Here is a 22,336-nt window from a genome sequence, read left to right on the forward strand (position 1 = left end):
TGGCACACAATAAAAAAGCCACGACATCCACCGTGGCTTTTCATCAACTAACCTAAACTTTATAAATACTAACCAAATATTTATGCTGCAAAGCTAATGCCCCTGCATTAAGCAGACATTAAATGATTATTAACTGTAATTAACCATACAAAAACATAACATAACAACAGCAATGAGTTAAAACGGCCTTACTTACTTTGCAGCAACATTAAGAAATACAAAAATCAGTATGGAAAAAACGGCAAATATTATCAGTACCGATCTGCAAAAATTCATCGATAAATTCGAACCGGCTAAATTCAAACTCATGACAAAAGGAATTGAGATTAGAGGCATCAACGATTTGCCCAAAAATATTAGTCAGGCAAGGGCACTGATCGAAAGCATGAAGCTAAACTTAATGGTTGTACACCATGCCGGAATGCTTGCTTACAGAGCATTTGAGGTAAACGTGATTCCGCCAGCTGCATAAAACAAAAGCCCTGCAAAAAGCAGGGCTTTTTGTATCTAATTTAGCTGTTCGCGGGGTAATCCGTGAATCACCACATTACCTAAAACCATATCGGCCCTGAAGAATACAAACTCCAGGTCGGCATAAATGTGCACGCCCACTGTAAGCAATACCTGCCGGGCAAACTCTGTTATGGCTGCCTGATCGTTAAACGACATATCATCGGGAATTAACAGCGCAATTACATTAGGTTCACTTACCTTTACCTCAATATCAAACTGAGCCACTAAACCCATTATTTTCTTCGCCACTGTAGCCAATTCATTTGCTGTAATCTTAGCCATTTGTTTATTAAATTAATTTATCTGCGCCTATCAATATCACCTGCTCTTTGCTTACAAATATAAAAAATCGGTAATTGCATGCAACTGCTGGTTAAAGACAAAGCCGGTTCATTATTTACTAAATTCTGGCCGGGCTTAAAATATTTTATTCGTTTGGTGGTACTACATCTGTAATTTTAAAGACTTTCAATCCTGCAGGAACTTTCCATTGTACAGTATCGCCTTTTCTAAACCCAATCAACGCTGCTGCAATGGGTGTAGTAACCGAAATTTTCTTTTCTTTAATATTGGCATGTTGCGGCAAAACAATGGTAAGCGCTGTGGTTTCGCCGGTTGCCTCGTCGGTAATCCATACCCTGGCATTTAGCCTGATGGCATGTACAGGAAATGCTTCCTTTTTTATAATTATTGCCCTGCTCAGCTCTGCTGATAGCGACATTTCATCGCTTCCGGCATCTTGTTTGCTAAAATAAGGCTTAAGGAGGTTATAGTCCTCCTGGGTGATAATCACCGGATTGCTCTCGTTTGGATTCATATATTTATTGTTTTAAATGGATTAAAATTGAAAAAAATACAAGCGCAGCAACATATCACCCAATGGCGATCTAATGTTTTTCAAAAAAATGCTGTTGTGTTGTGTTTAACCCCAAACCAAGGAAGGTGTATTACAGGCCTGGGGCAAAATGATCAAAATCTTTAAAGCTAGGGATGTAGAAAAGCCTCCTTTGAAAATTGTCATGTTTTGATTTTCGTAATGTACACAAACCTATCCTACTGCAGACTAAGGCAATAGCATTATCATTTAGGGCGATATGGTTAATACAGTGTTTCAATTTATCCAAATATAACCTATATCTGGTAAGGTTACAAGTTTTGAGGGATTTGCTTTGCCAAAATCACTTTTAAAGCTTACTTACCGAACTAATGAAATAAGGCGAATCATTCCATTTTATTTTTTTGTAACTAAAGTCTCTCTTTAGCATTTCAGGAAGGCAATCCCATACGGCCTGACTCATTTTTTCGAGCAGTAATTTCTTCGAAAAGGTATCAGATACTACAAAACTAATTTCCCTTACCGGTTTGGGATCTTTAAAGGCTTTGAAAAGCGTCGTTTCTTTTTCGTTGATAATCGATAGTGCCGGAATAATGGCAAAACCGAGCTTAGCACGCACCAGGTTTTTTAAGGTTTCGATCGAAGAGATATCGTAACTGAACTGTTCTTTTATTTTACCGGGTTCTTTGATCCCACAGATATCCAATAGCTGGGCATTGTAGCAATATTCGTTCTGTAACAGCAACAGTTCTGGTTTATCATCTGGCTGCAATTCGTAAAAATCGTCGTTGGCCATGGGATGGTTTTCATTTAGGTAAGCCACAAAAGGTTCTTTAAAAATAGCATGTTCAACCAAATTTGGGTGACCTGTTGGCGTAGCCATGATCGCTACATCAATTGCACCTGTTTCAACATCCTGCATCAGCTGCCCCGTATTAGCTTCTTTAATTACAAAATGTACTTTGGGCGCAATGGTTTTCATCGCACTGATAAATAAGGGAATGAGGTAAGGTGATAAGGTCGAAATAATCCCCAGCTTCAATTCTCCTTCAAGCAGGTTTTTCTGGTTAATTACAAAATCACGGATTTCATCTGTTTCGCGCAAAATTTTTCTTGCCCGGTTAATAATCTCTTTGCCCAGTACCGTAGGCGTTAATGGTACCTTATTGCGATCGAAAATTTTAATGCCAATTTCCTCCTCCAGGTTTTTGAGTTGTATCGTGAGGCCAGGTTGTGTTACCATGCAAACATCTGCTGCCCTTGCAAAATGACGTTCCTCATCCAAAGCCACTACGTATTTCAACTGCTGAATAGTCATGATTATAAATTTTATTTATAAAGATACAAAATTATCAATTTGATTTATGATCGTAGCCGCAATAAATTTGTTCCAACAAAAAAGATCAAATCATTATAAATAACAATTTAAAAAATTAAGACCATGAAATTTACAAGAACAGCAAATGCCAATTGGAAAGGTACAGGAATGGACGGAAAAGGAACCATCAGTACACAAAGCACTACATTAGACCAGGCACAATTATCATTCAAAACCCGCTTTGCGGAAGGCGTTGGCACCAATCCTGAAGAACTGATTGCCGCAGCACACTCCGGTTGTTTTACCATGCAACTGAGCTTCCTGTTAAGCGAAGCAGGCCTGGTACCCGAAAATCTGGATACCAAAGCCAATGTAACTTTTGAAAACGGCACCATTACCTTAATCCACCTCGAATTAGCCGGTAGTGTTGCGGGAATTGATGAAGAAGAATTTAAAGTTTTTGCCCTTAAAGCAAAAGAAGTTTGTCCGGTATCAAAATTATTGAATACTGAAATCACCTTATCAGTTTCACTGGTAGCCTAAATTAATTAAAAAACACAATTAGTAAAACCCTATAATTTTAAACAAAATGAAAACAAGAATAAAAGGACAATTGAGTGCATTTTTCATGTTCGCCATCCTATTTTTAGCTGCTTTATTGTCAACTGCTGATGTAGCTGCACAAACCAAAGCCCCAATTAAAAATGTTGTGTTGGTACATGGTGCCTTTGCCGATGGTTCGGGATGGAGATCCTTATACGAAGTACTAACCAAAAAAGGCTACAATGTAACCATTGTACAAAACCCATTAACTTCGCTTGAAGATGATGTAGCTGCTACCAATGTAGTGCTTGATAAACAGGATGGTCCGACCATCCTTGTGGGGCATTCGTGGGGTGGCACGGTAATTACCCAGGCCGGCAACCATTCCAAAGTAGTTGGTTTGGTTTATGTGGCCGCTTTCCAGCCCGACCAAGGCGAATCGGCACTACAATGGTTACAAACAGCGCCCCCAGCATCCGAAAATGGTGTATTAAACCCTGACGATAAAGGTATAGTTTACTACGACAAAGCAAAATTCCACGCTGGTTTCTGTGCCGATATCAGTAAGGAAGAGGCCGAATTTATGTATGCTTCGCAAGGTGCTTTTTATGCCAAAGGTTTTGTAACACCCATTACCAAAGCTGCCTGGAGAGATAAACCTGCTTATGCAGTAATTGCAACTGAAGATAAAAGTATCAACCCTGATATCCAACGCGTTATGTATAAACGCTCCAATAGCAAAGCTACCGAAGTCAAAGGTAGTCACGTAGTTTTTATGTCGCAACCTAAAGCAGTTGCTGATGTGATTATTGCGGCATCGAAAGAAATTGCGGTTAAAAATTAAGTAAAAAATTCACAGGTCTATCAGGTGGGTGGAGACCCCCACCTCTAGCGTTGCTATTGTGCGATGTATCCACCGCCCAATTGATATTTTATAGAAATTAAAACAGTTTCTAAGTAAAGTATTTTTTCAAAAGAGGTGGTATCATAATTATAGAATTGTCATCCTGAGCCTGTCGAAGGACTATCAAAACACATCTGAGGCGTTTCGACAAGCTCAACGTGACAAACTAATAAACAACCTAAATTATGATACCGCCTCTTTGCTATTTATAAAACGTTCTAAATTGATTTACAAAAGCCTTACCCGCTCTTCTTCTAAATCGATCTGGTAAATATGCAACCTGATAATCTCATCATGCACCTCAGCATCGTTACGGTTTAGGTCTGATAAAAATAACCGTTGTCCTTCCAGCAACTCCAAATAAGCCAGCTTAGTGCTTTCACTCATTTTAACCTGCTCAGGATTGTTTATTTTATGTTCCCATTGCGCTATCATCCGTTGCAAATGTACATCTTCCTCAGCCATTCCCTCTTGTCTGGCTTTTAGCAGCCTAACCGTTTCGGAAATCAATTGTTTTTTAACCCGGTGTTTTGCTTCCTCATCCTCCATTTCGGCTGCCTGATCAAAAATATGAGACCGCTCAATAATGTAGGGCAGGGTAAGTCCCTGAATCAATAATGTAAGGAGGATAACCGTAAAGGTGATGAATAATATGAGGTTGCGGTGAGGGAAGGCTTCGCCGCTTTTAAGTGTCAGTGGAATAGCCAGTGCCGCTGCCAGCGATACCACACCACGCATACCTGTCCAACCTAACAATAGCGGTAAACGCCACATCCTGCGCCTGTTGTTTCTTAAAGGTGCTACACTCGGTCTGAATATAATGGTTGCTGCCATGGCACAATAAGAACTAATAATCCGGGCTACAATCAGTATACCGGTTACCGCAACCCCATAAATAATGGCCTGTGTTAAAGGAATACCATCGGCACGAAGCCCAGCTATTACTTCCGGGAGCTCGAGGCCAATGAGCATAAATACTATTCCGTTCAGCACAAAAATCATAGCTTCCCAAACGCTGTAGCCCCTTACCCTACTGGCACTGGTTAAAAAAGTAAGTCTCCTTACTGATAAGAATAAACCACCCGTTACCACTGCCAGTACGCCAGAGCTGTGCACCTGTTCAGCTATCCAATACAAAAAATAGGGTTCAATAAAGGTAAAAACAATGTCGGATGAGGTATCGGTAGGTAAACGTTTATGCGCCTGTATAAACAGCCAGCCAAACAAAAGCCCGATGCCAATTCCACCTACAATCATCCAGGAAAAACTAAGTAGGGCATCCTGAAGGATAAACTGGCCGGTACCAACTGCAACCAATGCAAATCTGAAAATAATTAAAGAAGAGGCATCGTTAAGCAAACTTTCGCCTTCTAGCACTGCAGCAGTTGATTTAGGTATTTTTACAAATTTCATGATGGCCCCTGTACTTACCGCATCAGGCGGAGATACGATTCCGCCAAGTAAAAAGCCCAGCGCTAAGGTAAAGCCTGGGATCAGGTAATTGGTAAGCACGGCAACTGCAAGCGCAGAAAACAATACCACTAAAAATGCAAAACTGCCAATAATGCGCCACCATTTTTTCATCTCTTTAAATGAAATACTCCACGAGGCTTCGAATAAAAGTGGTGGTAAAAAAATAAAGAAAATCATGTTTGGATCTACCTGAACTTTAGGCAGCCCAGGCACAAAACTAATGAGTAAACCTGCAACCACTAACAATACCGGGTAGGCGATACGCAATTTGGTAGCCAGCATTTCGATAAGTACTATTGCGGCAACCAGGGCCAGCATAAAGGGTAATTGTTCGTGCATATATTACTGTTTTCTTTTAAAAATAGTAAAAAACAAATATATCAATCAGCGAAATTTGCGTTATCAATGGGAAACCAACATAATTCTTTCCTAGAATATGGTTAAAGATCACGAAATCATTTTGGCCAGATTACCCAATTGTTTCAGTTTAAACTTCAGCTCATCAGACCAGGGTAAACCTATGCAAAGCCTGATACAGTTTTCAAATTGATCCTGCAAGGTAAACATGCGGCCGGGGGCAATACTAATCTGCTTTTTAATAGCCAGATCGTAGAGTTTCACGGTATCTACCTTTTTATCAAATTCAACCCAAAGCGCCAGTCCGCCTTGTGGCCTGCTGGTTTTTGTTCCTTCGGGAAAATAATCGGCAATGGCCTGAACATAATTTTGATAATTCTGCTGTAAGGTACGCCGGAGTTGATGCAAATGCACATCGTAACGACCTGTTTTAAGGAAATTACCCACAGCTTCCTGAATAATTGATGGCGACGACAGCGAATGCACCAATTTTAACCTGAGCAATTTATCCTTGTATTTACCGGGAGCCATCCAGCCTACTCGATAGCCTGGCGCCAGGGTTTTAGAAAAAGCACTACACATCAGCACATTGCCTTCGGTATCAAATGCCTTGCAGCATTTTGGCCGCTGTGTGCCGAAATAAATATCGCCATATATATCGTCTTCAATTAGCGGAATATTTCTTTCAGCCAACAGTTTAACCACTTCCCTTTTATGCTCGTCGGGCATGCAACTCCCCATTGGCGTATTAAAATTGGGTACCAGCAGGCAGATGTTAATTTTAGGCAATACTTTCTTTAATGCCTCTACCTCAATACCGGTAACCGGATGCGTTGGCAGTTCGAGTACTTTAAACCCCAAACTAATTACCAGTTGAAATATGCCCGGATAACAAGGGCTTTCTACGGCAACCGTATCGCCGGCTTTGCCTAAGGCCATAAGGCAAAAAGATAAGGCATTCATGCCTCCGTTAGTGGTAATGATATCATCTTCGTTCAAATTACCGCCCCAGGCCAAAGAGCGTACCGCAATCATCCTCCTGAGTTTAACATTACCCTGCAATGGTTCGTATTCGGTGCCACCTTCTTTTAAGGCGCGCGTAGCGTACAAAACTTCCTTTTTTAGTTTAGCCAGAGGCAACAGGTTACCCGAAGGCACCCCGATAGAAAAGAGGGTAAGGTCAGCACGGCCAATATTTGAATAGACTTTGGTAATCAATTCGTTCGGTTCGTTGAGGTTGGCTTTTAGCGATGGACTACTTACCTCTGGGAGTGGTAACCTCAGGTAATCGAGCTTATTAACAAAAAAGCCCGATTGCGGCTTCACCTCAATTAACGATTGTGCTTCGAGCTCTAAAAATACCCTTTTGGCTGTATTCATGCCTATACTGTACTCCTGGCATAACATCCGCACGGATGGCAGCCGATCGCCGGCCTTTAAAATCCCACTTCTGATCTGTGTAGCAATACCATTCGCAATTTCATTGTACCTAAAAAGCTTTTCCATAATAAAAACAATTGTACCCATGCAAATATACAAAACTGATACTGTATTTATTAATACCGGCTTTGCACTTTTGTGTATCAATTTTTAGGAAATGAAAGACAACAGTATAACACTATCTAAAGAAAACGTTTCGAAGGGTTGGATTAACGGCTTTATTGGTGTGCTTATTTTTAGTGGTTCTATGCCAGCAACCCGAATGGCAGTAATAGATCTCAATCCGGTATTTGTAACCGTTGCACGTGCCTCAATTGCGGGGTTACTCGCGCTTACGGTACTTATTCTCTTTAAAGAAAAACGCCCGGCAAAGGCTTTGTATTTCCCCATTGCCATTGTTGCCTTAGGTGCAGTTATTGGTTTTCCATTGTTAAGTGCCCTCGCTTTGCAGCACATTACATCGGCACATTCGCTGGTATTTTTAGGCTTGCTACCCATTGTAACGGCTTCATTCGCAGTGTTACGTGGTGGTGAACGCCCTCGTCCGGTATTTTGGTTGTTTTCTGTTATGGGGAGTTTGCTCGTTATTGGCTATGCCATTTATCAGGGCCTTACTGCCTCTCCCCTTGGCGATATGCTGATGCTGGCAGGCATTGTACTTTGTGGGCTTGGCTATGCCGAAGGTGCCCGACTTTCGAAAACCCTGGGCGGCTGGCAAGTAATATCGTGGGCTCTGGTTATTTCGCTTCCCATCATGCTACCACTGATGCTCATTTACCAACCAAGTTCATTTTCAACCGTAAGTACAGGTGCCTGGCTTAGTTTGGCTTATATTGCCTTATTCAGTATGTTTATTGGCTTTATATTCTGGTACCGTGGTTTGGCGCAGGGAGGTATTGCCTCGGTTGGTCAGTTGCAGTTGCTTCAGCCCTTTTTCGGCTTAGGTCTTGCAGCTACCCTGCTGCACGAAAATGTAAGTTTAGGGATGCTGGCGGTTACAGTGGGTGTAATTCTCTGCGTGGCCGGCTCCAAAAAGTTTGCTAAATAACATTCATCCTTCAATAAAAGAAAAAACATGTTTGTACCCAATGGTTATCAATTTGAAAGCGAAGCAGAAAAAATTGCGTTTATGCAGCGTTATAGCTTTGCTACCATCATTACCAACAATGATCAGCAAATTCCCTTAGCTACTCAATTGCCCTTTGTAATTGATCAGCATTCGGGTAAACTGATATTAAGTGCACATTTTAGCATTGCCAACGAGCAGGCCAAATACATTGAGCAGCACACCTCCTTAATTATATTTACCGAGCCACACGCTTATATCTCCCCTACGCACTACACTAAGCACGAAAGTGTGCCCACCTGGGATTATATCGCTGTACATGCTTATGGAAAGGCAAGCCTGATTACAGATGAGGCCTTAAAACTAAAGGCATTGGAGCAGATGATCAATTTTTACGAGAAAGGTTATTTAGCACAATGGAATAGTCTTACCGATACCTTTAAAAGCAGAATGATAAAAGGAATTGTGGCTTTTGAACTGGAGGTAACCGACCTGCAGGGGCAGAAAAAATTAAGCCAGAACAAATCGCAGGCTGAGCGCGAAAGTATTATTGCACATCTCGAAAAAAGCAACAATACAGTAGAACACGATTTGGCCGGATATATACAAAAAACCTTAAACGATAAAGCGAAATAAAATGCAGATATTAAACAGTACAGCAAACGATATTGACCAGATTTTCGGGCTTTATAAAGTGGCCACCGATTTTCAAAAATCGAAGTTTATTGTGCAATGGCCTCAATTTGAACGAGCCCTGATTGAAAAAGAAATTGTCGAACTAAGGCAATGGAAACTGATTATAGATGGCCAGGTGGCCTGTGTTTGGGCTACCACTTTTGCCGATCCTCAAATATGGGAAGGTAAAAACGACGATCCTGCCGTTTATATTCATCGCATTGCCACCAATCCTGATTTCAGGGGACAAAATCTTGTTACCACAATTGTAACCTGGGCAAAAGCATATGCAAAAGAAAACGGAAAAAGATTTGTACGACTGGATACGGTAGGCGAAAACCAGGGATTAATTAAACACTACCAAAAATCGGGTTTTAATTATCTGGGGCTTTTTAATTTAAAAAATACCGATCAGTTACCCGCACATTACCACAATGCAGCCGTAACCTTGTTCGAATTGAGTATAGATGAACCTGAATTTCTAGATAAGCAGGTATAACAATCATTTAACATGCAACTTAACCTGGGGTAATACTAGCCGCTTATTATTACCCCATGGTTCGCATCAGTTTTTCTAAATTAAGCTTTGATGAATTCACCAATTGTCCGCTGGATAAACTGGAGGAAGAAATCCTGCGTTATTCGATCCGCATGAAACTACAGAACAGCCCTCAAACACCCGAAGAACGTGAAAGCTACCGCGCTGAAATAGACCGTTTAACTGTTTTAAAATACATCAGTCAGCTAAGAAAGGGTAAAATTACTATAGAAGATTTTAACCTGAAAGTAGCACTTAACAAGGGTTTGCATAACCAGTTATAGTCAAATTAGCTGACGTTTAGATCGATCAGCTACCTCAAATGGGTAAAACCAGCCTCTCCAGAATGCTAAAAAAATAGACGATAATGATTCATCGTATAAAAAAAATGTTACGTTTGTAAAATAACTACTAAAACTACCTATTTTATATACTAATATTTTAAAACCATGTGTTGCTGCTGTAAATCATAATTAACTTTATCTATCTACTGGCTAAGCTAACAGATAGCACCTAAGCAGGCCAAAACAGAAACCACTACTTTAATAAAACCAGCAGATGCAGAAAGTAACCAACCGACATACAAACCAAACCGCATTAAAAATTTTAAGCATAACCTTTGCACTCATCATAATTTACACCAATTCTATTTGGTCGCAAAATGCCAACCCTTCTCCGCTTAACTTCCCTACGCCAAAAAACATCGATAACATGTTGTTTTATTTGCAGCGCGATCCGAATACCAATACCCTGATTTATAGCCTAAACCTCGAAAAAGATGGAGAGATTAACCGCTCGCAACCTGTTTCTGTGTATTGGCTACGTTATGCCGAGAAAGGAGAAAAGAGAGATCTTGGCTACATACAACGTAAATTTGCCTACGGTATATTGGCTAAAGAGTTAAGCAAAGATCGCTTCGAACTTCGTTTTGTATCGCACAAAAAATTGCCTTTTTATTTGTTGCGATCGGCCACCGACCAAAAATATTATGTATCGGTAACTTTAAATGATAAAAAAATTAAAATTAACCGTCTTTTCATCAGAATTGAAGGAGGGTCTTTTTGGCTACCAAACGTAAAATATGCTTCGATTGAGGGAACTGAACTAACCACAGGCAAAGCCATTACCGAAAGAATCCCTGTAAAATAAATCATTTGGAAATAAATACGGATTAATACTTTTTACATTAAACCAAAATCCCCCGCGGCGGTCAAAAAATAATGAGAAACAAATCCGCAATCTGGTTTCTGGGTAAATGCTTTCTACCTGGTTTATTAATGTTCTGGGCAGTCTTTTCAAAAGCGCAAGAGCCACTTGTTAAAATTATGAAATGGACGGTTGGCGATACCGTTAGGGAAGCCATGGTTTACCTGCCCGTAAATGCAAAAACCAAAGATAGCCCGGTAATTTTTGTTTTTCATGGTCATGGCGGCACAATGGGCAATATGTTCAGGAGCCGCAGCTTTGAAAAGCTTTGGCCAGAGGCCATTGTTGTTTGCCCGCAGGGACTTAACACACCCGGCCAGTTAACCGATCCCAATGGCCGTTTACCGGGATGGCAAAAAGCTCCTGGCGATATGGGCGACCGGGATTTGCACTTTTTTGATGCGATGTTAAAAACACTCAGAGAAGATTACCGGGTCGACAACAAACGTATTTATGCTACCGGGCATTCTAACGGTGGTGGATTTACTTACCTTCTCTGGGCTACACGTGGAGATATATTTGCAGCTTTCGCCCCTTCGTCCGCAGTAGCCGCAAAGGTTGCAAATCTGCTAAAACCCAAGCCCGCCATGCATATTATGGGCGAACAGGATTACCTGGTAAAACCCACCTGGCAAAGGGCCATGTACAATAAAATATTGCAGGTAAATAGCTGTAGTGATAAAGGTCAGCCTTACGATCAGTATGCAACTTTATATCCTTCAGACACACAAACACCTGTGGTTTTGTATATCCATCCGGGAGGTCACGTTTATCCTGTAGAAGCCAATAAAGTTGTTATCAAATTCTTCAAAAGCATAAAAAAACCTTAAACAGGCCAGCTACTCAAAACTAACTTGCCTGTAAAATTTCCTTCCGCCTTAACAAAAAAATAAATGCTTCGATACGATTGAAGACCGCATTAAATTTTTCATTATTTTCTGGCAGGTACAATTTCTCGTAACTAATGTGGTTTGCTGTAAGCGAAATCGTCATAAACAGCTCGTTGTCTTGATCGAGCTTGTAACGGATTTTTTGATATTCCAGCACCGGCACGATGTTCAGCGTTCTCAACAACTTGTCCAGCTGTTTTATCGCATCCAGAATATCAAGATTAGGAGTTAAAAGTAAGGGCATAGTGATTTAGATTATTTGGTACACTGGTTCATTAGTCTATGGTTGATGGTTCATAGCCCAACTGAAAACTGCTAACTGCAAACTGAAATTATTGTCCTTCGTGATAGATTTCGGCACCAGCTTCCTGCTGAAAAATGGCACCACTCGAAATTGTTTCTACAGCCGTTAGTACCGTTAGTGATTTGGCATCGTGATCAATAAAATTCACCAGTTCGTTAAATTTCCTTGCCGCAAGGGTAAAAATCATTACTGATCTACTTTCTCTTTTTTTCATAGCATCTTCAATTTTGCGCAGCCTTATTTTTGTTTTAGGTATGCAAGGCAAATTTGGCCAAAACCTTATTTTTTAATGGTAATTGGCCCTCATGAAGATGTATCGATTTCTTAAACCGTTACATTTTGTGGTTTTTTGTCGTCCTTTAAAGCAGAAAGGTAGACTGATGGCGTAGTGTGCATCACTTTTTTAAAGGCATTAAAAAAAGTATTGCGCGAAGAGAAACCTGCATCCAGGGCAATGGCTTCGAGGGTGAGTTGTTTCCAATCGCCCTGATCCAACCTGGTTTTAATATATTCAATGCGCAGATTATTGATGTAGGTACTGAAATTAAGTTTGTAATGGTTATTGAAAAGTTCGGAGAGTTTATGGTTCTGAATTTCCAAAGCCGAAGCCAGTTCGCTCAGGTTAAGTCCGGGTCGCCTGAAAAGTTCTTTTTCCTTAATGGCATGTGCTACTTGCTCAGCGAGGTTGGTATCTACCATTTTTGGTTTTGCTTTCTCCTCTGCCAAAGGCAAGGCATCTGTTTGAATATTTTGGCTGTCTGCAACTGCTTTTTTAGTAAAACCGTAAATCAGTTCGGGATTTAAAAAAAACATAAAACTCAATACCAGCAGACAAAAACATAAGAATATAACAACAGAACCTTCGTGCAAAATAGACCAGATATTACTCCTGTTTTGTAAAATGGAGACATTTATAACCAGCATACCGGCAAAAATTACGAAGCACACCGCACTAAAAAAATAGATCCACTTAATTGTTTGCTTGTTTTGTTTCTGCTGCTTTGAAGCGCGATAAGCCAGCCGTATCTGTAAAATGGTATAAATAAGGGCCGAAATAGGAAAAACATACCAGTGCCAGGGCTCTACAATATATTCGCTATCCGAAAATGCAAACTCCACATCGGCCACAACCCTGCTCACCACTTCGTGCTGTGCAGCATAACTCAACATATTATACGGAATAATCGAAATTACTGCTGGAATGGCAATGAGAAAATGGAGCAGGTGCGATGGTCTAAAAACCGCATACTCCTTATTCAATGAACCCCTGAAATAAAGGAACAAACAAGGCGCAATAGTATAATAAAAAGGCAATCCTTTATTAAACAGGTAAGGATAGTCTTTAATCAGCCCTGAATTGGTTAAGAGATAAATAAGCCCGTACCAGGCTATGCCTGCAATGGCCAGTGAGAGCAAAAAATTGAGGTAAAACTTATCACGCCCATACAGCAGTAATTTTACGATAACTACCGAAAGAATAAAAATTGCACCGATAACGGTGAGGAAAATGGGATGCAAAGGTTTAATTTTAGTAAGCGAGTCAAAATTAAGCATAATTAACATGCTTTTTGCAGAAAAGGTATTCTCGCAGGGATTTGGCAAAAAAGCCTGTTAAAGAGGTACCGGTAACTTAATCTGATGACGAAAAGTTATCGGTACCTGCCTAATTTAATCCTTTAAATCAATTACCGACAGAATGGGTAAGTGATCGGATGCGTATCTTTCTTTTACCACTTCATGGTAAATTACATTAAATGGATTTCCTTTTTTAAAGGCAATGTGATCGATAGTTGTTTTAGGGTTAATTACCGGAATGGTAAAACCACAATTGCCGCAGCTACGGGTAAATGCCGCATCGAATAATTTAATGGTTTCCGAACCGGGTTCCGCATTCAAATCGCCGGCAATGAGCAATGGCAGGGTTTCGGCCGCAGTTAGCTTCACAATTTCTTTCACCTGCATTATCCTATTTTCTTCAGCGCGTTCGGCATCTAAATGGGTAGAAGCAAAGCGGATAAATTTCCCATTTGCTATTTCTACCGTAGCAATGGCAAACACACGCTGCTCAGCCCGGGCACTATTGTTTTTAGGCAGTTTATAAGTTTTCTGTGCTGAAAGTGGAAACCTGGAAAGGATAGCAACCCCGTAATCTCCCCCATCATGGTCGATGGCCTTCGCAAAATAGAAATTCATTTTCAGTTTTTGGGCAAGCAAAACAGCCTGGTTAATATTACCCGAGCGTTTGGTATTTACATCTACTTCCTGCAAGGCAACCAAATCAGGATGCTGAAGTGAAATGGCTTTGGCAATGGCATTTACATCAATGGTTCCCTCTTTTTCTTTTGTAGGTGGGTTACAGTGATGAATATTATAACTCATTACCCTTAAACGGTTTGTACTTTTTGCTGCAGAACCTGCACCAATTTTAGGAGAACAGCCGCTAAAAAGCAAAGCAACAATTAGAAATGGCAGATATAAGTTTTTCATAGCCCCAAAATACAAAGTTTCTGCATTAGTAAATAATCAAAAAACAATAACCAATTAACAAATCAGTTCTCAGTTGGCAGTTTTCAGTTCTCAGTTGTGCTATTTACTATTGATATAAACCATCAACTATTTACCAATGAACTATAACGGATATGCAGTTTCGCTTTTAGGCTCTGACAATACGAAATAGCTCTGCACAGTGGTAATATTGGGTAGGGTTGCCAGTTTGTGCCTTAAAAACTCATGATAGGCATCCATATCTTTTGTGGCGATGCGGAGGATAAAATCATGCGCACCAGTCATTTGTAAACATTCCATTACTTCGCCAAATTTCGATACTTCCGTTTCAAATTCGACCAGGGTTTTGGCGGTATGCTCTTTGAGCAAAACATGCGAAAAGGCAATCAGGTTCCTGTTAATTTTCTTCCGGTCGAGAATGGCCACTACCCTTTTAATGTAGCCTTGCTCCTTTAACCTTCTTATCCTTTCGTGAATGGTTGCAATAGATTTATGCAGCATAAGCGATACCTCTTTATTCGTTAAAGAGGCGTCGCGCTGCAGTAATTTCAATATTTCTACATCAACCTGATCTAAATCTCCGTGTATCATAAACTATTCTGAATCGAAAAAAAACACAATGCAGCTTTGAAAAAACATTCAAAACCGAAATAAAAATTAAAAACACACCAAAAAAGCAGAAAATTTACGTAAAAAACAACATGTATTGACAAAAAAGAACACAATACTGAATTTTACCGAAATTATAATCGATTGCTTAAACAATTATAAAAGGTTTAAAATATGCCTACGACAACGCTAATAACAAACGAAATGACTTCAGCTTTGAATGCGAAATTTGAACATTTATCGCTTTTGGTTGGCAATACGCCTATGTTAGAGCTAACCTATAGCCTTAATGGCAAAACAGGTAAAATTTATGTAAAGTGCGAACATTACAACCTAACGGGTAGCATTAAAGACAGGATGGCGCTTTATACATTAAAGAAAGCCTATGCTGAAGGTAAAATTAAACCCGGCGATAAAATTGTTGAAGCAACCAGTGGCAATACCGGAATCGCATTTGCCGCAATTGGTAAAGCCTTAGGCCATCCGGTTACGATTATTATGCCCAACTGGCTAAGCAAAGAGCGCATGGACATTATCAAAAGCCTGGGTGCAGAGATTGTTTTGGTTAGCAAAGAAGAAGGCGGCTTTATTGGCAGCATTAAACTGGCCGAATTCATGGCGGCAAACAACCCCAATGTATTTTTGCCTAAACAATTCGAAAATATAGCCAACCCGGAAGCACACGAATATACCACAGGTAAAGAAATCTGGGAACAACTGCAGCTGAAAAGCCTATGTCCCGATGCCTTTGTAGCCGGCGTAGGTACAGGTGGCACCATTATGGGCGTTGGAAATTTCCTAAAAAAGCAAAAAAACACTGTAAAAATCCACCCGCTTGAGCCTGCAGAATCGCCAACCTTAACTACAGGATATAAAGTGGGCAGTCATAGGATTCAGGGGATTTCTGATGAATTTATACCAGAAATTGTTAAGCTCAACCAGCTAGATGAAATCGTACAGGTAAACGATGGCGATGCCATATTGATGGCCCAAAAACTTGCCCAAAAACTTGGTCTTGCCGTAGGTATCTCATCGGGTGCAAATGTAATCGGAGCCATTAAAAAACAGCAGGAAATGGGAGCAGATAGCTGTGTGGTAACCATTTTTTCGGATAGCAATAAAAAATATTTAAGCACCGATTTAATGCGCGAAGAACCGGTTAAAGCAGGTTACATCACCCCAGACGTAGAATTTCTCGATTATCAGGCTTTTAGCAGATTAAACGGTCAGTAAGCCCTGGCTAATCATTCCGCATTCAAATCAACAACCCTAAATCAATATTAAACCAATAAACAACCAAATGAAAAAAATCACCCTATTATGCTGTTTCGTTTGCTTAATCAGCTTAAGCAGTTACAGCCAGATTTTAAAACCGGTAACCTGGAGCTACGCAGCTAAAAAAACAAGCCCAACTACAGCTACCGTATTTATCAAAGCAACAGTCGAAAGTGGCTGGCACCTGTACTCGCAATTTGTTAAAGATGGTGGTCCGGTTAAAACCACTTTTACCTTCCCTATTGCAAAAGATTTCACTTTAGTAGGCAAAACCATCGAACCAAAGGCTGTTACCAAGTATGAAGCAACTTTTAAAATGGACGTAAGCTATTTTGAAAACTCGGTAGTTTTTCAACAAAAAGTTAAGCTGAAAGGCAAAAATGCTGTAGTAAAAGGTAGCGTAGAGTTTATGGTATGCGACGATAAACAATGCCTGCCACCAGAGCAAGTAGATTTCAGTATCCCTGTAAAATAAATAATAGCAGATGATATCCTTTAAAAAAATCTGTCTCGGATTGCTGTTTTTCTGTGCTGTATCCTTAACCGGATATGCACAGGACAGCACCAGTACCGACGACCTGACTTTTACCGAAATTAAACCGGGAACAACCGATACAACTGTTAAAGCAGCTGAAACGATTAACAAAGTAGCCGATAGCACTACAACAGATTCAAAAAAGCTTGCCCCACAGCCCGAGGCACAGAAAACCCTTTGGGGTATTTTTATTGCAGGTTTTGTTGGCGGTTTAGCGGCTTTGCTTATGCCTTGCATCTTCCCTATGCTTCCATTAACAGTAAGCTTTTTTACCAAGGGATCGGAAAAGGGAAAAGCTTTTGGACGGGCAGCACTCTATGGCTTCTTCATTATTCTGATTTACGTAGTACTGGGCCTTTTGGTTACCGTAATTTTTGGTGCTGATGCATTAAATAACCTTTCTACAAACGGCATCTTTAATTTCTTTTTCTTTTTGCTCCTGGTTGTTTTCGCAGCTTCGTTTTTAGGTGCTTTCGAAATTACATTACCATCGAGCTGGGTAAATAAAATGGATGCCAATTCGGATAAAGGTGGCATAGCCGGACTGTTTTTTATGGCTGGCACCCTGGCTCTGGTATCTTTCTCGTGTACCGGTCCAATTATTGGTACTTTATTGGTACAGGCTGCAACAACGGGTGCATTATTAGGTCCTGCAATTGGCATGTTTGGCTTTTCACTTGCGCTGGCTATTCCTTTTGCATTATTTGCCTTATTTCCATCTGCTATGCAAAAGCTACCCAAATCAGGCGGCTGGTTAAACAGTGTAAAAGTAGTTTTGGGCTTCCTTGAACTGGCCTTTGCCCTAAAGTTTTTAAGTAATGTAGATTTAGCCTACCATTGGGAATGGTTTGACCGCGAAATATTCCTGGCCTTGTGGATCGTTATTTTCGGTATGATGGGCATTTACCTTTTGGGCAAACTTAAATTTTCGCACGATAGCCCTTTAAATTCCATCTCGGTACCACGGCTTTTCCTGGCTACCATTGTACTGGCCTTTACTGTTTATTTAATCCCGGGTATGTGGGGTGCGCCATTGCGTAGTGTTTCGGCCTTTTTGCCGCCACAGGAAACCCAGGATTTCGATTTATACACCTCAGGTTTACTTACCGGAAAGTCAACCACAAACGATGGCCCGCATAAATATGCCGATAAATTTCATGCCCCGTTAAAACTGAATGCCTACTTCGATTATGAGGAAGGTTTGGCACAAGCTAAAAAACAAAACAAGCCTGTATTAATCGATTTTACCGGACATGCCTGCGTAAACTGCAGAAAAATGGAAGCCAATGTTTGGCCTGACCGCGATATTTTAAAAATGATCAGTGAAGATTACATCCTGATCCAGTTATATGTAGACGATAAATCGGAGTTGGCCCCTGCTGATGTAGTGACAACCCCTGAAGGAAAAAAACTAAATACCATCGGCAAAAAATGGAGCGATTTGCAGGCCAGAAAATTCCAGTCTAATTCGCAGCCATTTTATGTACTGCTCGATCCTAAAACTGAGGCCCTACTGGCACATCCACAGGGAGCAGATTACGAAATAGCCAATTATAAAAAATTTCTCGAAAGCGGCTTAAACGCTTTTAAATAGCAAACCGGTGGTAGAAGTTAGGAGCTACCAGCGTGATTTTAATTTTAGTTAATGATAGTAAGGGCAGTACTGGATAGTATGCCCTTATTTTTTTCAATCCTTATCCACTCAGTTCCCTTGCCCTCTCCACTTTAGCCACCAAGCTGTTGCCGCTTGCAGGACGGGACAGGACAGATTAGCAAAATAAAAGCGCTACCCTCGTATAACCAAGTATATTCTTCTGCAGGAATTTTCCTCCTGGTTACAGTAAAAGTACATCACCATTAAATATGAACACTATGAGCAAACAAAACAACAATCTTCCAATGCAACCGATTACACAAATACACGTCAGCTTAACGCTTTTTAAAGTATAGCCCTGCGTATTTTTTTGTAAAAACTTCAATACCAAATCAATAAACTAACAAAATTCTTCATTAAAAAAATCACCAGTAGCGGCCAGGCAAGGCTGTTGCATGGTCGGGCTAAATCAAAGCACTCGAAAACAGGTAGCCTGTTGCACTAAAACAAGCTACCTGGACAAATAACCAAATATTTATAAAACCAAATCAATTATGGATCTTAATCTTTATCCAGAAAACCCACAGCGGCAGCGAGGCGCTTCCTGCAGGAAACTCCTGGTAACCGGCATGTCGGCATTAACCCTATTCTGTATTGCCGAACCGCTAAATGCAAAGGCCAATGCTTTTAACGCAGCAACTCACATTAATACTTTGAACAAGAAATGGGATACCACCATCAAAGGAAAAATTGTGGATGAAAAGGGAGAAACTTTAGTGGGCGTGAGCATTAAGGTAAAGGGCACAAGCCTGGTAACCAGTACCGATGCCAATGGAGCTTTTTCAATTACGATACCTTCATCGGTGAGCAACCCGGTTTTGGAGGTTTCGTACATTGGTTATACCACACAAGAGGTACCCGTTGGTGGAAAAACAACAATCAGCATTCAGCTAAAAAGCTCAACCAACGACCTGGAAGAAGTGGTGGTAGTAGGTTACAATACCGTTAAAAAGAGCGATTTAACCGGTGCAGTAGTAAGCGTGGGCGCAAAAGAAATCAGATCGAGGCCGGTAACCAATGCCCTGCAAGCCATGCAAGGTAAAGCGGCTGGGGTAGATATTACTTCAAATGAGCGGCCAGGCCAGGTTGGCGATATTAAAATCCGTGGTCTACGTTCATTAAAAGCCAGCAATTCGCCATTATTTGTAGTGGATGGAATTCCGTTGCAGGCTGGTGGTATTGATGCCATCAACCCTAACGACATCGAAAACATCGATGTTTTAAAAGATGCCTCGGCAACAGCCATTTATGGTTCGCGTGGTGCAAACGGTGTAGTATTGGTAACCACTAAAAAAGGTAAAACCGGCAGACTAACCATGGATTACGTAGGTACTGCAACCATAGAAACCTTAAACGACAGGATGGACATGATGAACTCTGCACAATATATCGAGTTTCGTCGCGATGCATTCAGGGCATTACCGACAACAGATGTTAGGAAATACCCGGCTGTAGCCACTTTAGCTAAAGACAGAGAAATTTTTGCCGGAGACCCTTACGTGCTTGAAAACATAGAAAAAGGATGGGTAAATGGTGTGTATGATGGCAGTTTGGTTCCAACTACCGATTGGGGAGATCTGGTAACCCGGACCGGAATTACCCAGGATCACGTATTAAGTGTAAGTGGTGGTACCGATAAAATAAAGGCTTACGGATCTTTTGGTTACCTGAATCAAACCGGCACACAACTGGGCCAGGATTTCGAAAGGTACAGTGGTAAATTAAGTGTAGAAATTAACCCCGTTAAGTGGTTTAAAATGGGGCTCAATGTAACCGCAACCTATGGTTTGCAAAACTATGGTTTTGTTGCAGCAAGTGCTTCGGGTGCGGGCAATATATATGCGGCCGCAAGGGGCATGTTGCCGATGGCTATCCCTTACGATCCGAGCGGCAACCGAATTAATTTGCCCGGTGGCGATATCAATATCCAAAACCCCATTCTCGAAGCCGATTATAACATCAATTTACGTAAAACATTAAGAACCCTGGGTTCAGCCTTTGCTGAAGTAAACATTTTAAAAGGATTAAAATACCGCATCAACTTTGGCCCCGATTTTTCAAATTTCTATAACGGAAAATACCAGGATGCAAAATCGGTAAACCGCGATGCAGGCATACCTGGTTCGGTTAACAACTATGCACAACTAAACCAAAGCAACAAGTTTGCCTACACACTCGACCATTTATTATATTACGATAAAACCATTAATAAACACAGCTTTGGAGTAACCTTATTGCAAAGTTCTTCGCTGTTTCAGGATGAATCTTCGTCATTAACAGGCAGTAAAATCAATTTAATTGCACCACTTTGGTACGGATTAAGGGCCGGAAGTATTACCGCTTTGGATGGATTTGACACCGATTTTAGAAAATCTACACTCGAATCGTACATGGCCCGGGTAAACTATAGCTTTGATAACAAGTACCTGTTAACCGCGTCGCTCCGTTCAGATGGGGCATCGCAATTGGCCGAAGGCAACAAATGGGACTTTTTTCCTTCAGCAGCTTTAGCTTGGCGTATAGATCAGGAAGATTTCATGAAAAACATCAAATGGGTAAGTCAGTTGAAATTGCGCCTTGGTGTGGGTAGTACAGGTAACTCTTCAGTAGATATTGGCAGTACGCTGGGGCTTTTACAACCACTAACCTATACCTTCGGCAGTGCAGCACAAATAGGCTATGTGGCGTCTGACGCTTCTTTGGCAAATCCAATTTCTTTCCCGAATAAATTACTGGGCTGGGAAAAAACACAGCAATATAACCTGGGTTTGGATTTCGACTTACTGAAAGGAAGAATCAGCGGTTCATTAGACCTCTATAAATCTAAAACAACCGACTTGATTCTACTCAAAAAGATCAACATCATTAATGGTTACCCTACCTCTTTTGATAACATCGGCTCGACAAAAAACAAAGGACTCGATTTAACCATCAATACGGTTAACGTGAGGTCGAAAGATTTCAGCTGGGAATCTACGCTGAATTTCTCTACCAGCAGGGATGAGATTGTTAAACTAAACGGTGGCGACATGGTTGCCGACCTTTTCTTTATTGGAAACGGCATTAGTGTGGCTTACGATTATGTAAAAGATGGCATCTGGCAAGATACTCCGGAAGACAAAATACTACGCGATAAGTTTAGCGCAAACGGACAAACCTTTTTACCCGGAAGCATTAAAATAAGGGATTTGAATGGCGATTTTAAAATAGATGCCAATAACGACCGTCAGGTGTTAGGCCGTTACACCCCAAGCTGGACAGGTGGTATTACCAATACCTTTAACTACAAGGGTTTTGATCTTTCTGTTTTTATCATTGCGCGTTACAACTTCTTAATTGCTACGGGTGCAGAAGCCTTACAGGGTCGTTTTGCACAACGTGTATTGGATTACTGGACGCCAACCAACCCAACCAACGATTATCCGGCACCTAACTACGGCAGTGCGGCAGGCGATCAGTTTAAAAGCGCAATGAACTATCAGGATGGTTCATTTATTAAAGTTAGAAATATATCATTAGGCTACAATTTCGCAGAAAATATCACTAAAAAACTAACACTTTCCAGACTCAGGGTTTATGCACAGATGATTAATCCAGGCCTGATCTATTCGAAAGTTAAATGGATTGACCCCGATTTAGGCGGTTCTACATTTAACAGAGGTGTTGTATTTGGCATTAACGCCAGTTTCTAAGGAA

At 40.8% G+C, this 22,336-nt stretch carries 23 protein-coding genes; 13 read left to right on the forward strand and 10 right to left on the reverse strand.

The features are described from left to right. Positions 1-229: 229 nt before the first annotated feature. A complete protein-coding gene (locus DBR40_RS12465; RefSeq protein ID WP_039480153.1) occupies positions 230-472 on the forward strand; it encodes a hypothetical protein in 243 nt (80 codons plus the stop codon). A gap of 35 nt (positions 473-507) precedes the next feature. Here the strand turns inward: DBR40_RS12465 and DBR40_RS12470 are convergent, their stop codons facing one another. From DBR40_RS12470 to DBR40_RS12480, 3 genes are all read right to left on the reverse strand, one after another. Further along, on the reverse strand, positions 508-795 hold the full coding sequence (locus DBR40_RS12470) for a hypothetical protein (protein ID WP_124560085.1): 288 nt from the start codon (positions 793-795) through the stop codon (positions 508-510). 145 nt (positions 796-940) lie between these two features. Then, positions 941-1,330 (reverse strand): GreA/GreB family elongation factor, encoded by a 390-nt coding sequence (locus DBR40_RS12475; RefSeq protein ID WP_124560086.1) that lies wholly within the window; start codon positions 1,328-1,330, stop codon positions 941-943. A gap of 367 nt (positions 1,331-1,697) precedes the next feature. Then, positions 1,698-2,666, reverse strand: coding sequence for a hydrogen peroxide-inducible genes activator (locus tag DBR40_RS12480; protein WP_124560087.1), 969 nt, complete (start codon positions 2,664-2,666; stop codon positions 1,698-1,700). Between the two features lie 123 nt (positions 2,667-2,789). On the opposite strand from DBR40_RS12480, the gene DBR40_RS12485 reads away from it, so the two are divergent. After that, complete coding sequence (locus DBR40_RS12485) at positions 2,790-3,209, forward strand: OsmC family protein (protein ID WP_124560088.1); 420 nt, start codon at positions 2,790-2,792, stop codon at positions 3,207-3,209. A gap of 46 nt (positions 3,210-3,255) precedes the next feature. Further along, positions 3,256-4,053 (forward strand): alpha/beta hydrolase, encoded by a 798-nt coding sequence (locus DBR40_RS12490; RefSeq protein WP_124560089.1) that lies wholly within the window; start codon positions 3,256-3,258, stop codon positions 4,051-4,053. 288 nt (positions 4,054-4,341) lie between these two features. Here the strand turns inward: DBR40_RS12490 and DBR40_RS12495 are convergent, their stop codons facing one another. Both DBR40_RS12495 and DBR40_RS12500 read right to left on the reverse strand, forming a co-directional pair. Next, on the reverse strand, positions 4,342-5,925 hold the full coding sequence (locus DBR40_RS12495) for a Na+/H+ antiporter (RefSeq protein WP_124560090.1): 1,584 nt from the start codon (positions 5,923-5,925) through the stop codon (positions 4,342-4,344). A gap of 108 nt (positions 5,926-6,033) precedes the next feature. Continuing rightward, on the reverse strand, positions 6,034-7,449 hold the full coding sequence (locus tag DBR40_RS12500; RefSeq protein ID WP_124560091.1) for a PLP-dependent aminotransferase family protein: 1,416 nt from the start codon (positions 7,447-7,449) through the stop codon (positions 6,034-6,036). A gap of 91 nt (positions 7,450-7,540) precedes the next feature. Between DBR40_RS12500 and DBR40_RS12505 the strand changes: the two genes are divergently transcribed. From DBR40_RS12505 to DBR40_RS12530, 6 genes are all read left to right on the forward strand, one after another. Beyond that, entirely contained in the window at positions 7,541-8,431 is an 891-nt protein-coding gene (locus tag DBR40_RS12505) for a DMT family transporter (RefSeq protein ID WP_124560092.1), read from the forward strand. Positions 8,432-8,458: 27 nt separating this feature from the next. Next, positions 8,459-9,085: an FMN-binding negative transcriptional regulator gene (locus DBR40_RS12510; protein ID WP_124560093.1), complete on the forward strand. Its 627-nt coding sequence runs from the start codon at positions 8,459-8,461 to the stop codon at positions 9,083-9,085. Position 9,086: 1 nt separating this feature from the next. Then, positions 9,087-9,623 (forward strand): GNAT family N-acetyltransferase, encoded by a 537-nt coding sequence (locus tag DBR40_RS12515; protein ID WP_124560094.1) that lies wholly within the window; start codon positions 9,087-9,089, stop codon positions 9,621-9,623. Between the two features lie 56 nt (positions 9,624-9,679). Further along, positions 9,680-9,946 (forward strand): hypothetical protein, encoded by a 267-nt coding sequence (locus tag DBR40_RS12520; protein ID WP_124560095.1) that lies wholly within the window; start codon positions 9,680-9,682, stop codon positions 9,944-9,946. 274 nt (positions 9,947-10,220) lie between these two features. Further along, a complete protein-coding gene (locus DBR40_RS12525; RefSeq protein ID WP_124560096.1) occupies positions 10,221-10,811 on the forward strand; it encodes a DUF4833 domain-containing protein in 591 nt (196 codons plus the stop codon). 71 nt (positions 10,812-10,882) lie between these two features. Further along, on the forward strand, positions 10,883-11,698 hold the full coding sequence (locus tag DBR40_RS12530) for an alpha/beta hydrolase family esterase (protein ID WP_124560097.1): 816 nt from the start codon (positions 10,883-10,885) through the stop codon (positions 11,696-11,698). A 19-nt stretch (positions 11,699-11,717) separates the two neighbouring features. Here DBR40_RS12530 and DBR40_RS12535 read toward each other — a convergent pair whose 3' ends face one another. The 5 genes from DBR40_RS12535 to DBR40_RS12555 all read right to left on the reverse strand — a co-directional run bounded on the left by DBR40_RS12535 (position 11,718) and on the right by DBR40_RS12555 (position 15,158). Next, the gene (locus DBR40_RS12535; RefSeq protein ID WP_124560098.1) at positions 11,718-12,002 is read right to left on the reverse strand and encodes a hypothetical protein; all 285 of its coding nucleotides are present in this window, start codon (positions 12,000-12,002) and stop codon (positions 11,718-11,720) included. An 88-nt stretch (positions 12,003-12,090) separates the two neighbouring features. Continuing rightward, complete coding sequence (locus DBR40_RS12540) at positions 12,091-12,276, reverse strand: hypothetical protein (RefSeq protein WP_124560099.1); 186 nt, start codon at positions 12,274-12,276, stop codon at positions 12,091-12,093. A gap of 110 nt (positions 12,277-12,386) precedes the next feature. Continuing rightward, positions 12,387-13,616 carry a helix-turn-helix domain-containing protein gene (locus DBR40_RS12545; RefSeq protein WP_158674041.1) on the reverse strand — a complete coding sequence of 410 codons (1,230 nt, stop codon included), beginning with the start codon at positions 13,614-13,616 and terminating at the stop codon, positions 12,387-12,389. A 114-nt stretch (positions 13,617-13,730) separates the two neighbouring features. Continuing rightward, on the reverse strand, positions 13,731-14,549 hold the full coding sequence (locus tag DBR40_RS12550) for an endonuclease/exonuclease/phosphatase family protein (RefSeq protein WP_166206612.1): 819 nt from the start codon (positions 14,547-14,549) through the stop codon (positions 13,731-13,733). A gap of 141 nt (positions 14,550-14,690) precedes the next feature. After that, positions 14,691-15,158, reverse strand: a complete 468-nt coding sequence (locus DBR40_RS12555) for an Lrp/AsnC family transcriptional regulator (RefSeq protein ID WP_124560101.1) — start codon at positions 15,156-15,158, stop codon at positions 14,691-14,693. A 192-nt stretch (positions 15,159-15,350) separates the two neighbouring features. Between DBR40_RS12555 and DBR40_RS12560 the strand changes: the two genes are divergently transcribed. The 4 genes from DBR40_RS12560 (at position 15,351) to DBR40_RS12575 (ending at position 22,332) form a co-directional block, all read left to right on the forward strand. Next, positions 15,351-16,409, forward strand: a complete 1,059-nt coding sequence (locus DBR40_RS12560; RefSeq protein ID WP_124560102.1) for a PLP-dependent cysteine synthase family protein — start codon at positions 15,351-15,353, stop codon at positions 16,407-16,409. A 67-nt stretch (positions 16,410-16,476) separates the two neighbouring features. Next, on the forward strand, positions 16,477-16,926 hold the full coding sequence (locus tag DBR40_RS12565; RefSeq protein ID WP_124560103.1) for a protein-disulfide reductase DsbD domain-containing protein: 450 nt from the start codon (positions 16,477-16,479) through the stop codon (positions 16,924-16,926). A 10-nt stretch (positions 16,927-16,936) separates the two neighbouring features. Continuing rightward, the gene (locus DBR40_RS12570) at positions 16,937-18,580 is read left to right on the forward strand and encodes a protein-disulfide reductase DsbD family protein (protein WP_124560104.1); all 1,644 of its coding nucleotides are present in this window, start codon (positions 16,937-16,939) and stop codon (positions 18,578-18,580) included. Positions 18,581-19,134: 554 nt separating this feature from the next. Beyond that, complete coding sequence (locus tag DBR40_RS12575; protein ID WP_199748332.1) at positions 19,135-22,332, forward strand: SusC/RagA family TonB-linked outer membrane protein; 3,198 nt, start codon at positions 19,135-19,137, stop codon at positions 22,330-22,332. The last annotated feature ends 4 nt before the right edge of the window (positions 22,333-22,336 follow it).

This window comes from Pedobacter sp. KBW01 (assembly GCF_003852395.1).
Classification (GTDB): domain Bacteria; phylum Bacteroidota; class Bacteroidia; order Sphingobacteriales; family Sphingobacteriaceae; genus Pedobacter.